11 protein-coding genes are annotated in these 12,300 nt (G+C 70.7%); 7 read left to right on the top strand and 4 right to left on the bottom strand.

The window, feature by feature from the left end:
• Positions 1 to 72: 72 nt before the first annotated feature.
• On the top strand, positions 73 to 708 hold the full coding sequence (locus BJ998_RS12215; protein WP_184861263.1) for a TetR/AcrR family transcriptional regulator: 636 nt from the start codon (positions 73 to 75) through the stop codon (positions 706 to 708).
• Here the strand turns inward: BJ998_RS12215 and BJ998_RS12210 are convergent.
• A complete protein-coding gene (locus tag BJ998_RS12210) occupies positions 686 to 1,645 on the bottom strand; it encodes an amidohydrolase family protein (RefSeq protein WP_184861261.1) in 960 nt (319 codons plus the stop codon). The two genes, BJ998_RS12215 and BJ998_RS12210, sit on opposite strands and share 23 nt — an antisense overlap.
• Before the next feature lie 279 nt (positions 1,646 to 1,924).
• Between BJ998_RS12210 and BJ998_RS12205 the strand changes: the two genes are divergently transcribed.
• Positions 1,925 to 2,599, top strand: coding sequence for a nitroreductase family protein (locus BJ998_RS12205; protein WP_184861259.1), 675 nt, complete (start codon positions 1,925 to 1,927; stop codon positions 2,597 to 2,599).
• Positions 2,600 to 2,715: 116 nt separating this feature from the next.
• Here BJ998_RS12205 and BJ998_RS12200 read toward each other — a convergent pair whose 3' ends face one another.
• Positions 2,716 to 3,651, bottom strand: a complete 936-nt coding sequence (locus tag BJ998_RS12200; RefSeq protein ID WP_184861257.1) for an amidohydrolase family protein — start codon at positions 3,649 to 3,651, stop codon at positions 2,716 to 2,718.
• A 96-nt stretch (positions 3,652 to 3,747) separates the two neighbouring features.
• On the opposite strand from BJ998_RS12200, the gene BJ998_RS12195 reads away from it, so the two are divergent.
• A complete protein-coding gene (locus tag BJ998_RS12195; protein ID WP_184861255.1) occupies positions 3,748 to 5,799 on the top strand; it encodes a prolyl oligopeptidase family serine peptidase in 2,052 nt (683 codons plus the stop codon).
• Here the strand turns inward: BJ998_RS12195 and BJ998_RS12190 are convergent.
• Positions 5,766 to 6,713: an alpha/beta hydrolase gene (locus BJ998_RS12190; protein ID WP_184861253.1), complete on the bottom strand. Its 948-nt coding sequence runs from the start codon at positions 6,711 to 6,713 to the stop codon at positions 5,766 to 5,768. The two genes, BJ998_RS12195 and BJ998_RS12190, sit on opposite strands and share 34 nt — an antisense overlap.
• 57 nt (positions 6,714 to 6,770) lie before the next feature.
• Between BJ998_RS12190 and BJ998_RS12185 the strand changes: the two genes are divergently transcribed.
• The 4 genes from BJ998_RS12185 (at position 6,771) to BJ998_RS12170 (ending at position 11,656) form a co-directional block, all read left to right on the top strand.
• Complete coding sequence (locus BJ998_RS12185) at positions 6,771 to 7,370, top strand: mycothiol-dependent nitroreductase Rv2466c family protein (protein WP_184861251.1); 600 nt, start codon at positions 6,771 to 6,773, stop codon at positions 7,368 to 7,370.
• Positions 7,371 to 7,448: 78 nt separating this feature from the next.
• Positions 7,449 to 9,329, top strand: coding sequence for a Na+/H+ antiporter NhaA (gene nhaA, locus BJ998_RS12180; RefSeq protein WP_184861249.1), 1,881 nt, complete (start codon positions 7,449 to 7,451; stop codon positions 9,327 to 9,329).
• Positions 9,330 to 9,360: 31 nt separating this feature from the next.
• Positions 9,361 to 10,797, top strand: a complete 1,437-nt coding sequence (locus tag BJ998_RS12175) for a methionine--tRNA ligase (protein ID WP_184861247.1) — start codon at positions 9,361 to 9,363, stop codon at positions 10,795 to 10,797.
• A 10-nt stretch (positions 10,798 to 10,807) separates the two neighbouring features.
• Positions 10,808 to 11,656 carry a transglutaminase-like domain-containing protein gene (locus tag BJ998_RS12170; RefSeq protein ID WP_184861245.1) on the top strand — a complete coding sequence of 283 codons (849 nt, stop codon included), beginning with the start codon at positions 10,808 to 10,810 and terminating at the stop codon, positions 11,654 to 11,656.
• Between the two features lie 40 nt (positions 11,657 to 11,696).
• On the opposite strand, the gene BJ998_RS12165 is transcribed toward BJ998_RS12170, so the two are convergent.
• Positions 11,697 to 12,287: a dihydrofolate reductase family protein gene (locus BJ998_RS12165; RefSeq protein WP_184861243.1), complete on the bottom strand. Its 591-nt coding sequence runs from the start codon at positions 12,285 to 12,287 to the stop codon at positions 11,697 to 11,699.
• Positions 12,288 to 12,300: the final 13 nt, after the last annotated feature.

The raw sequence follows: 12,300 nt of genomic DNA, 5'->3' as shown, positions 1-12,300 counted from the left end.
TCAGGGGAGAGACACGGCGGGGCGCAGATGTTTACCGGCGGCGCCAACTGTACTTGCTGGTACAGTCAGGGGATGAGCGAGGCGGAACGGGCGGCGCCGTCGGGCGCGCGAGCGGACGGCAAGCGCAAGGCCATCGTGGAGGCGGCGCTGCTGGCCTTCCTGACCGAGGGCTTCGACGTCAGCATGGACCGGATCGCGGCGGCGGCCGGCGTCTCCAAGGTCACCGTGTACAACCACTTCGACAGCAAGGAGAACCTGTTCCGGGCGGTCGTGTCCGGCCAGCTGCACGACGCGTTGTCGGTGGTGGAGCAGCTGGTGGAGTCCCGCCTCGGCGACTCCGACGACGTGCGCGACGAGCTGATCAAGGCCTGCCGGGCCTGGGTGACGGCCCTGACCGTGCCGGACATGATGGCGCTGCGCACCCTGGTCGTCGCCGAGTCGAAGCGGTTCCCGGAGCTGGGTGAGACCTGGCTGGAGCACGGCCCGAACCGGCTGCACGCGGTGTTCGCGACGGCGCTGACCCGGCTGGGCCAGCGCGGCGTCCTGGACATCCCCGACGTCGAGCTGGCGGTCCTCCAGCTCTCGGGCCTGGTGCTCTCCCCGAACCTGGTCTACGGGGCCTACGGCCGGACCCCGGCCAAGAAGCTGGCGGACCGCCTGATCGTCGCCGGCGTGGACATGTTCCTCAGCTACTACGGGGTGGAGTGAGTCTCGCCGCCAGCCGGGGCAGCAGCCGCAGCGCGTTGTCCCGGCCGATGGCGGCCTTCTGTGCGCCCGTCCACTCCCGGCTCTCGGCCAGCCCGGCCACGGTCTCCTCGGTCGTGGACACCGGCATGAACGGGAAGTCGCTGCCGAACAGCACGTTCGCCGGATCGGCGAACGCGGCCAGCGACGGCAGCGTGAACCGGTTGGCGGACATGGCGATGTCGAAGTGCAGCCGGCGCAGCGTGCCCAGCACGTCGCTCGGCGCCCGCTCGGCCAGGTGGGCGCCGATCGTCGGGCCGTACGTCAACCGGTTGGCCAGGAACGGAATCGTGCCGCCGGCGTGCGACAGGATCAGCCTGAGGTCCGGCAGCCGGTCGAGAACTCCGTTGAACAGCAGGCTCGCCGCGGTCCGTGTGGTCTCGAAGGTGAACTCGTACAGCGACGGCGGCAGGTCGAAGGTGGCCAGGTCGGCCATCGCCGGCGTGGCCGGGTGGACGTGCACGGCCAGCCCGCGCTCGGCGATCTCCGCCAGCAGCGGCTCGAACTCCGGCGAGCCGAGATACCGGTTGTCGTAGGCGGTCAGGACGCCGACGCCGTCCAGGCCCAGCTGGTCGATCGCGTACGCCAGCTCCTCGCGCGCGGCCTCGATGTCCGGCAACGGCAGGATGGCGAACGCCCCGAACCGGTCGGACAGCAGCGTGGCGAAGTACTCGTTGACCTCGCGGGCCAGCAGCCGGGTCCGCTCGGGGTCGCCGCCGAAGTGCACGCCGGGCGCGGTGATCGACAGCACCGCGGCGTCGATCCCGTTGTCGTCCATGACCTTCAGGCTCAACTCCGGGTCCCAGACCGGGTAGTCGACGCCCGGGATCGGGGTGCTGCCGCGCAGCGCGACGGCGTAGCGCGGCGGGACGGCGTGGTGGTGCACGTCGATGAAACCCATGTCAGATCACCGCTTTCACGAGCCGGCCGGCCGCCGATGGCGCTGTGGCCGAAGTCCTGGGGGTGTCGGGGGTGGAACAGCATGTCGTCGGTGTAGCCAGGGGCGACGCAGCCCCTCGCCTCGTCGGCCAGGCGAGCCGAACAGCGCCGCGTCCGCCCGCTCGACGTCGTCCGGCGCGGCGGCCGTCACCTCGCGGAGCCGAACCTCCGGCCAACTAAACTGAACTGGACAGTACGATGGCGAATCTGAACTAGGCGGTACAGTTCATTTGGAGGTCTCGTGGAGCTTTACGACGCGATGCGCACCACTCCCGCCACCCGGGAGTTCACCGACGAGCCGGTGTCGGACGAGGTGCTGCGCCGGATGCTCGACCACGCCCGGTTCGCGCCCAGCGGCGGCAACCGTCAGGGCTGGCGGGTGGTCGTGCTCAAGGATCCGGTCATCCGCGTGCGTATTCGTGAGCTCTACCAGCTGGGCTGGCGCGAGTACATGGCCCACGTCCGCCGGGGCCTCGTGCCGTTCGCCGCCCGCGACGCCGGCCGCTGGACCGGTCCCGCCGTCGATCTCGAGGAAGCCCGAAACATCCCCGCCCCCAACGATTTCGGCGACAACCTGGAGCACGTGCCCGTCCTGCTCCTCATCGTCGCCGAGCTCGGCGTGCTCGCCGCCGTCGACAACGGCCTCGACCGGCAGGGTCTCATCGCCGGCGCCTCCGTCTACCCGTTCTGCCACAACCTCCTGCTCGCCGCCCGCAACGAGGGTCTCGGTGGCGTGCTCACCAGCGTGCTGGCCCGGCAGGAGCCCGCGGTGAAGGAGCTGCTCGGCATCCCTGACGGCTTCGGCCTCGCCGGCCTGCTGGCCATCGGCCACCCGCGCAAGGTCGTCACCAAGCTGCGGCGGGCGACGGTGGAGGAGTTCACGGTGGTGGACCGCTTCGACGGCCCGGTGTTCTAGCGCCGGCGCCCCGTTCGGTTCGCCGCCCTCGCTGTCGCGTTGGCCGGCCCGTGTTCTAGCGCTCGGACGCCTGCTCGGTTCGCCGCTCCCGCAGCCCGCCCAGCGCCCGGTACGCCCTAGAACCCGAACAGCTCCCGGGCGTTCGTGTCCAGTATCGCCGTCGCCTGTTCGGGGGTCACTGTGCGCGTGACGTAGTCGATGGCCGCCTGGTACTCCTCCTTGGCCTGGTACGGGAAGTCGGTGCCGAGCACGAGGCGGTCCGCGCCGAAGGTTTCGACAGCGGCCCGCAGCGCCGGGGCGTGGTCGTGCCCGACGGTGTCGAACCACATCCGGCGCGCGGCGACGCTCGGCAGCTCCGGCGTGCCGGGGGCCTCCCACGGGACCTGGTGGTCGGTGCGGTTGAGCAGCATCGGCAGCGCTCCGCCGAGATGCGAGGCGATGATCTTCATGTCGGGGTAGCGGCTGGGGATGCCGGCCAGGATGAGGTGCATGATCGCGACGGTGTCCTCGACGGGGGCGCCGATGGACCAGGTGAGGTTGTGCCCGGCGATCAGCTCGGCCCCGGCGCCCTCGCCGGCGGGGTGCACGTACAGCACGCTGCCACGGCGGTTGAGCTCCTCGTACACGGGCTCGAAGACGGGGTCGCCGAGGCCGCGGCCGAGGATGGACGTGGTGACGGCGGCGCCGACCATGCCGAGGTCGTCGAGGGCGTGGACGAGCTCCTTGAGCGAGGCGTCGATGTGCGGCAGCGGCAGGGCGGCGAAGGCGCGGAACCGCTCGGGGTGCTTGGCGACGACGTCGGCGTACTCGTCGTTGACGAGCCGAGCCGCGCGGGTGGCGGCGGCCTCGTCGGCGACATGCGGCGAAACGGGCGGGACGGACAGCACCTGGAGGTCGACGCCGGCCGCGTCGAGCTGCGCGAACCGTGCGGCCAGCTCCTCGTCGGCCGACCCGGCGCCGAGGCCGCGCTGGGCCTGCGTCGGCACGCCGAGTCCGGCCATCAGTTCCAGGTAACGCTCGCTCCACAGGTGGGCGTGCACATCGACGCGCATGACGGGCCTCCATCCCCATGTGAACTGATCCGTACAGTTCAATTACCCTCAAGACGGTACGCTCGATGGCAGGGCTGTCAAGTGGGGGGAGCAGACGTGACGAGCGCTCGGGTGCAGACCGTCGTGGACACGGTGTTCGGCCAGCAGCTGGTCGACCCGTACCGGTGGATGGAGCAGGGCCCGGAGCTCCGGGAGTGGCTGCTCGCCCAGGGCGAGAAGACCGAACGGCACCTCGCCGGCCTGCCCCTTCGGGCGGAGTTCCTGGCCCGCCTGACCGAGCTGACCGAGGACACCGTCGAGATCACCGCCTTCGCGATGGCCGGCGACCGCGTCTTCTTCCTGCGGCAGGCCGGCGACCTGCCGGTGCTCGTGGTCCGGGAGGGCGACGAGGAGCGAGTGATCCTCGACCCCGGCACGCTCGGCGGCGACGTGCACAGCAGCATCGACTGGTACGAACCGAGCCCGGACGGCAGCCTCGTCGTCTGCGGCATCTCGCAGGGCGGCGCCGAGATGGGCGTGGCCCACGTGCTGGACGTGGCCACCGGCGAGCTCACGCCGACCGGGCTGGCCCAGTCCTCGCACGGCTACCCGGTCTGGCTGCCCGACGGCTCCGGCTTCTTCTGCCACCGCTACCCGGATCCCGACCCGAACCTGCCGGCGGACCGGCGTCGCGACGACAGTGCCACCTGGTTGCAGCTGATCGGCCACAAGGAGGCCACGGTCGCCCTGCGCCGCGGCCACAACCCGACGCTGCCGATCGGGCCGCTCGACCGGCCGTACATGCTGCTGCCCGAGGGCTCCGAGCTGATGTTCGCGCTGATCTCGCACCGCGCCTCCGGCCAGTCGATCACCGAGGAGCTGACCGACTCCAGCCTGTACGCCGCGCCCAGGTCCGGGATCGCCGACCTGACGACGTGCGAGTGGCGCAAGATCGCCGACCCGACCGACGGCTTCACCGCCTACGCGATCCACGGCGACACTCTCTACCTCGTCACGCACAAGGACGCGCCGCGGCACGAGGTGCAGGCGTGGTCGCTGACCGACGGCACGCGCCGCATCGTGGTGCCCGCCGGCGACCGCGTCGTGATGGGCATCCGCGTCATCGGCGACCACCTGTTGATCCGGGACATCGACGCCGGCACCGCCCGAATGCGGCGTATCCGGTTGAACGGCGGCCCGATCGAGGAGGTGCCGCTGCCGGCCGGCGGCACCGTCCTGCAGTGGTCCGCCCACCCCGACGGCAAGTCGGCCCTGATCGTGTTCAGCTCTTGGACGCAGCCGCCGACGGCCTATCGCTACGACGGCGAGCTGCACGACACCGGCTGGATTCCGCGTTCGCCGGTGGACTTCGGCGACATCGAGGTCACGCAGCTGCGGGCGCCGGCCCGGGACGGCGTGCTGGTGCCGCTGACCGTGTTGCACCGCAAGGGACTTCCCCTCGACGGCAACAACCCGGCCCTGGTCACCGGCTACGGCTCGTACGGCATCCTGCTGCGCCGGGCGTTCAACCCCCGGCTGCTGCCGTGGCTGGAGCGCGGCGGCGTGTACGCGCTGGCCGGCCTGCGCGGCGGCGGCGAGTACGGCCACGAGTGGCACCTGGCCGGGCAGCTGCTGAACAAGGAGAACACCATCACCGACTTCATCGACTGCGCCGAGTACCTGGTCGAGACCGGCTACACCCGGCCGGAGCGGCTGGCCGGCGACGGCGGCAGCGCGGGCGGCATCCCCACCGGCGGCGCGCTGGTCCGGCGGCCGGACCTGTTCGCGGCGATGGTGTCGCAGGTCGCGGTGTTCAACACGACCCGGATGGAGTTCAGCGAGAACGGTCCGGTCAACGCGCCGGAGTTCGGCACGCAGACCACCGAGGACGGCCTGCGCGCGCTGCTGATCGTGGACAGCTACCTGCGGGTCGTCGACGGCACCGAGTACCCAGCGGTGTTGCTCACCGTCGGGCTGAACGACCCGCGGGTGGCGGCGTGGCAGCCGGCCAAGATGGGTGCACGGCTGCAGGCGGCAACCGCCTCCGACCGGCCGGTGCTGATCCGGGTGGAGGAGCACGGCGGCCACGGTTTCGGTTCCACCCGGGACCAGCGCAACGCCCTCATCGCCGACATCTATGCGTTCCTGGCGGACCAACTGGCCAGGTAGGCGTTCTGCGCGGCCAGTTCCCGGGTGGCGACGGTGATCGGGAACGCCGTGAAGCCGTGCACCGCCTCGGCGACGACCTCCAGCTCACACGGGTTGCCGGCGGCACGCCAGCGTGCGGACATGAACAGGGTGTCGTCCAGCAGCGGATCCCTGGTGCCGACGACAAAGCGTGCCGCCGGCAGGTCGTGCAGGTCGGCGTACAGGGGTGAGATGTCCGGGGCGTGCAGCTCGGCCTCGGACAGCCCCGGATACGCCTGCGTCCGGAACCATCGCTCCGACGCGGTTCCGGTTACGAGGTGCTGCTCGCCGAACGCGCGGGCGCTCGGCGTGAGGGCCATGTCGTAGACGCCGTACGAGAGGTGCGCGGCGCGGAAAGCCCGGTGCTGCCCGGAATCCCGCAGCCGCAGCAGCACCTGCACGGCCAGTTCCGCGCCGGCGGACTCGCCGCCGAGCAGCAGCCGGTCGGTGCCGAACTCGGCTTTGGCCGAGTCGACCAGCCACCGGGCGGCGTCCTCGCAGTCGTGCACGGCGGCGGGGTGCGGGTGCTCGGGTGCCAGCCGGTAGTCGACGGACACGACCGCCAGCGACGTCTCGACGGCCAGCGTCCACAGCCGGACGTCCTGGTTGCGGGCCGACCCGAGCACCCGCCCGCCGGGGTGCATGTGCAGGTAGACGCCCCGGACGTCGTCCGGGGTGAACACCCGCACCGACACGTCGCCGTCGCGACCGGGCACCGTCCGGTCCACGCCCTCGTCCAGGATCTTCGGCGGCGGGAACACGCCGAATCCGGCCCGTAGCTGGGCGATGTCCTCGACCTCGTACACGGCGGGCGCCGCCGCCAGGATCCCGGCCAGCTTCTCGTTGAAGGCGATGGTCTCCTCGGCCACGTCCCGGCCGGTCGTCACGATCGACATGGCGTGAGTATCGCAGCCGTGTACGCTGCGGAAACGCGATTTTCAGAGGGGGAAACCGTGACCCGTGTCGACTTCTACTTCGACCCCGCCTGCCCGTTCGCCTGGATCACGTCGAGATGGATCCTGGAGGTCGAGCAGCACCGGGACATCGATCTCCACTTCCGGGTGATGAGCCTGTCGGTGCTCAACGAGCACCGCGAGATCGAGCCGTGGTACCGGGAGTTCTGCGACCGGGCCTGGGGTCCGGTCCGGGTGTGCATCGCCGCCGCCCAGCTCCGCGGTGACGACGTGCTGCGCGACCTGTACACCGCGCTGGGCACGCGGATCCACAACGGCGGCAACAAGGACTACGAGGCCGTCATCGCGGAGGCGCTCGCCGAGGTCGGCCTGCCGGCCGAGTTGGCCGCCGCCGCGAACAGCACCGATTACGACGAGGAGCTGCGCAAGAGCCACCACCGCGGCATGGACCCCGTCGGCGACGAGGTCGGCACGCCGACCATCCACATCGACGACGTCGCCTACTTCGGGCCGGTGCTGGCGTCCATCCCGCGCGGCGAGCGCGCCGCCGAGCTGTTCGACGCGGCGAAGGTGCTGGCCGGCTTCCCGCACTTCTTCGAGCTGAAGCGCAGCCGCAACGCCGACCTCGACTTCAGCTGACCGTTCAGGCCATCTGACCTGCCACTATGCGCCCGCGCGCCGGCACGAGCGCCCGCCGGCTGGGTAAACTCCACTGCCGTGAGCGAGCCCACCCGGCAGCGGACGCTGTGGCAGCGCGGCATCGCCGCCCCGATCCGCGCGTTCCTGCGGACGGAGTCGGCCAGCGCCGGGGTGCTCGTGGCGGCGATCGTCCTCGCGCTGCTGTGGTCCAACGTGGACAACGGCTCGTACGAGGGGTTCTGGCGGATCTCGCTGTCGGTGCGGCTGGGCGGCACCGAGGTCGCCGAGGACCTGCGGACCTGGGTGAACAGCGGCCTGATGACGCTGTTCTTCCTGGTCGTCGGCCTGGAGGCGCGCCGCGAGTTCGACCTGGGCGACTTCCGGGACCGGCGGCGGTTCCTGCTGCCGTTCAGCGCCGGCCTGGTCGGGCTGGCGCTGCCGGCGCTGATCTACACCGTGGTCAACCTCGGCGGCCCGGGCGCGCACGGCTGGGGCGTGGCGATGTCCACCGACACCGCTCTCGCCCTGGGCCTGCTCACCCTGCTCGGCCGCGGCGTGCCCGACCGGGTGCGGGTCTTCCTGCTCACGGTGTTCGTCGTGGACGACCTCGTGTCGCTGCTGGTGATCGCCATCGCGTACAGCGAGCAGATCAGCGTGCTGCCGCTGGTGATCGCCGTGCTGGTGTTCGTGGTGCTGGTGGTGCTGCGGGTCGTCGGCGTGCGCAGCGGCGTCGTGCACGGGGTGCTCGGCGTCATCTCCTGGCTGGCCCTGCTGGAAAGTGGCGTCGACCCCGTGGTGGTCGGGCTCGGCGTCGGCCTCGCGACCTCCGCGTACACGCCGGCCCGCGACGATCTGGAACGCGCCACCGGCCTGTTCCGGCTGTTCCGCGAGCAGCCCACCGCCGAGCTGGCCCGGGAGGCCACCGCCGGGCTGAACCGGAGCCTGTCGCCGAATTCCCGGCTGCAGAACATGTTCCACCCGTGGACCAGCTACGTCATCGTGCCGCTGTTCGGGCTGGCCAACGCCGGTGTCGCCATCGACGGCAACTTCCTGGTGCGGGCCTACACCTCGCCCGTGACGCTCGGCATCATCCTCGGCTACGTCGTCGGCAAGCCCGTCGCCGTCGTCGGCACCTCGTGGCTGATCACGCGGTTCAGCCGCATCCGGCCTCCCGTCGGCTGGCTCGCCGTCGTCGGCAGCGGCACCATCGCCGGCATCGGCTTCACCGTGTCGCTGCTGATCGCCACGCTTGCCTTGCGTGGGCCGGAACTCGACCAGGCCAAGGTCGGTGTGCTGACCGCCGTGCTGCTGTCGTCCGGTGTGACGTGGGCCGTGTACCGCACCACCCGCTTCCTGTCGCCGAAGAAGAAGGCCCTGGCCCTGCTCGGCACCTCCGAGCAGCTCATCGACCTCGTCGACGAGGTCGATCCTTCGCGCGACCACATCCGCGGGCCCGCCGACGCCTCCGTCACCGTCGTGGAGTACGGCGATTTCGAGTGCCCCTACTGCGGTCTCGCCGAGCCCGTCGTGCGGGATCTCCTCGCCGACACCGATCTCCGTTACGTGTGGCGGCATCTTCCTCTCACCGACGTCCACCCTCGCGCCCAACTCGCCGCCGAGGCAGCCGAAGCCGCCGCCGCTCAGGGCGCGTTCTGGCCCATGCACGACCTCCTCATGCAGCGCCAGGAGAACCTCCGCATCGTCGATCTCCTCTCGTACGCCGACGAACTCGACCTCGACCGCGAGCGTTTCCACGAGGACCTCAAGCGCCACCAGTTCGAGGCCCGCATCGCCCAGGACGTCCAGTCCGCCGACCTCAGCGGCGTCTCCGGCACCCCCACGTTCTTCATCAACGGCCAGCGCCACTACGGCTCGTTCGACCTCGACACCCTCTCCGCCGCCGTCAAAACCGCCCGCGCCCGCGCCGCGATCGAGCGCCACCGCGCCCGCAGCGCGTAAACCGATTGCCCCCGGCGCCTAGCCTCGATGCATGGGGCGGACCTTGGTGACGACGTCGATCCCGTACGTGAACGGGTCGCCGCACATCGGGCACGCGCTGGAACTGGTGCAGGCGGATGTGCTTGCGCGGCACCGGAGGCAGCGCGGCGACGACGTGCGATCGCAGACGGGCACCGACGACAACGCGCTGAAGAACGTGCGCAGCGCGGAGGCGGCGGGCATCCCGGTCGCGGAGTACGTCGCGCGCATGGCCGACCGCTTCGTGGCGCTGGCCGACGCGCTGGACCTGTCGTTCGACGACTTCGTCCGCACCAGCGCCGATCCGCGGCACCGGCCGACGGTCGAGCGGCTGTGGAGGGCGTGCGAGCGGAACGGCGACCTGTACCGGAAGTCCTACACGGGCCTGTACTGCGTCGGCTGCGAGGCGTTCGTCGACGGCGACTGCCCGGAGCACGAGGAGAAGCCCGAACTCGTGGCCGAGGACAACTGGTTCTTCCGGCTCAGCCGATACCAGGAGCAGCTGACCGCGCTGATCACGGACGACGTGATCCGGATCGAGCCCGCGACCCGCAAGCGAGAGGTGCTCGCCTTCGTCGCCGCCGGGTTGGAGGACTTCAGCGTCAGCAGAAGCATTTCCCGTGCCCGTGGCTGGGGGATCCCGGTGCCCGGTGATCCGGGACAGGTGATCTACGTCTGGTTCGACGCCCTCGTCAACTACCTCACCGGCGCCGGTGACCGGTGGCACGACAGCGACGAGCGCATCCACGTGATCGGCAAGGGCATCATCCGCTTCCACGCGGTCTATTGGCCATCCATGCTCCTCTCCGCCGGTTTCGATCTGCCGTCCCGGATCCTGGTGCACGAGTACCTTACCGCGAACGGGCGCAAGATCGGGAAGTCGCTGGGCAACGCCGCCGATCCCGTAGATATAGCAACGCAATTCGGTGCCGACGCGCTGCGCTGGTGGCTGCTTTCCGACGTGGCCCGCACCGGCGACACGGACTACTCGGACGGCCGGCTGGTGGCCCGGCTCAACGAGGACCTCGCCAACAATATCGGAAACCTGGCCAACCGCACGGTGTCCATGGTGCGGAGGTACTGCGACGGCGTGATTCCTGTTGCGGTGGAAGACAATCCGCCGGCGAAGGATTTGCGCGAGGCGCGGCGGGTGGCTGCGGAGACCATCGACAACGCGCTGCGAGCCTTCGACTTCCGGCGCGCGGTCGAGGCGGTGCTGCGCATCGGCGATGAGGCCAACCGATACGTCCAGGCCGCAAAGCCGTGGCAGCTCAACCGAAATTCCACGCAGCTGGAGGCCGTCCTGGCCGAGCTGGTGGCTGCGTGTCAGGACATCGCGCACCATCTGACACCGTTCTTGCCGGCGGCGGCGCGGCGCATCGCCGAGCAGTGCGACGGCGAGGTCCCGCCCAGCCCGGTGTTTCCGAGAAGTGTCAGACCCCGTCCCTAGCATCGTCGGCATGGACATCGACTACGCCGAGCCAGGTGTGTTCACGACCGTGTCCCCGGAACAGGTCCCGCTGACCAAGGGCCTGCCCGACGAACCGGTCGGCATCTGCGCGGCGGTGCGGCAACTCTTCATCCAGGCGACGGACGCGCCGGCGGGGGTGCCGGAGGAACGCCTCGGCGAGCGGAACATCCGCCCGGCGAGCGGCCTGATCGATGCCCTGACGGCGATCGACCCGGCGCCGCTGCACGTGCCGAGGCCGCCGGACAAGCGAGTGGTCGGCACGTGCCGGCACTGGTCGACGCTGGCCACGGCGCTGCTCCGGCAGCGGGGGATCGCGGCGCGGGCCCGGTGCGGCTTCGGCACGTATTTCGTGCCGGGCAAGAACCTCGACCACTGGATCATCGAGTACCGCCGGGACGGCCGGTGGGTCCGGGTGGACGTCGAGCACCTGTGGCGGCCGTACGTGCCGCAGTCGGACGACCTGCCGCCCGGCGCGTTCCTGACCGGCGGCGAGGCCTGGCAGTGGTACCGGACCGGCGAGGTGGACGGCAAGCTGTTCGGCGTCCCCGGCGTCGACCACGCCTGGGGTGTCGGGGAGATCCGCGGCAACCTGATGCGCGACCTGGCGTCGATGCTCAAGATCGAGACCCTCCCCTGGGACGAATGGGGACGCATGGAGGACTCGTATCAGGGGCGCACCGGCGATGACTTCGACGAGCTCATGGACCGGATCGCGGACGCGTGCGGAACCGACGACCCCGCTGCCGTTCAAGCGATCTACGCCGCCGAGGACCTGGCGGTGCCGGAAGAGGTGACGCGATACCCCTTGCGCCCCTGCCCCGGCTCCTGCCCCACGTGAGTGGCTCATTTGGCCCCCGGAGCCAAATGAGCCACTCAGGTCAGCGGTGGACCCGGTAGGTGAGGTGGGTGACGCCCTCGCCCTCCACGACGGTCGGGCCGTCCAGCCGCACCGGGGCCTTGGCCAGCTCGCCGAAGAACGGGATGCCCTTGCCCAGCAGCACGGGCACCAGGTCGACCTGCACGGCGTCGAGCAGCCCGGCGTCCAGGCACTGCCGCACGATGGTGGGGCTGGCGACGGCGACGTTCTTGTCGCCGGCGGCGGCCTTGGCCTGCGCGACGGCGCTCTCGATGCCGTCGGTGACGAAGGTGAACGGGGCCTCGGGGTGGGCCCAGTCGGTCGGCTCGGTGTGGGTCACGATGAACACCGGCACCCCCATCGGGTGCGTGCCGTTCCAGCCGTTGGCCAGGTCGAACAGCCGGCGGCCGCCGATCAGCGCGCCGATGGTGGCCTGCCCGTGCCGCAGCACGGCGGCGCTGGCCTCGGAGGTGCGGAAGGTGGCCCACTCGACGGCCGTCGGCACGGCCACGTCACCGCTGCCGTACCAGCCGAAGACCTGCTCGATGCCGTCGTCGGTGTCGGCGACGAAGCCGTCGAGCGACATGGACATGTTGGCGATGACCTCGGACATCTCGTGCTCCCTG

Source organism: Kutzneria kofuensis, assembly GCF_014203355.1.
GTDB lineage: Bacteria > Actinomycetota > Actinomycetes > Mycobacteriales > Pseudonocardiaceae > Kutzneria > Kutzneria kofuensis.
This window is presented reverse-complemented; position numbering and strand designations above follow the sequence as displayed.

Coding starts and splice junctions, on each gene's coding strand:
- BJ998_RS12190 (WP_184861253.1), bottom strand. CDS start 6,713: ATGTCGATCGTGACGACCGGCCGGGACGTGGCCGAGGAGACCATCGCC.
- BJ998_RS12175 (WP_184861247.1), top strand. CDS start 9,361: ATGGGGCGGACCTTGGTGACGACGTCGATCCCGTACGTGAACGGGTCG.
- BJ998_RS12170 (WP_184861245.1), top strand. CDS start 10,808: ATGGACATCGACTACGCCGAGCCAGGTGTGTTCACGACCGTGTCCCCG.
- BJ998_RS12165 (WP_184861243.1), bottom strand. CDS start 12,287: ATGTCCGAGGTCATCGCCAACATGTCCATGTCGCTCGACGGCTTCGTC.
- BJ998_RS12215 (WP_184861263.1), top strand. CDS start 73: ATGAGCGAGGCGGAACGGGCGGCGCCGTCGGGCGCGCGAGCGGACGGC.
- BJ998_RS12200 (WP_184861257.1), bottom strand. CDS start 3,651: ATGCGCGTCGATGTGCACGCCCACCTGTGGAGCGAGCGTTACCTGGAA.
- BJ998_RS12210 (WP_184861261.1), bottom strand. CDS start 1,645: ATGGGTTTCATCGACGTGCACCACCACGCCGTCCCGCCGCGCTACGCC.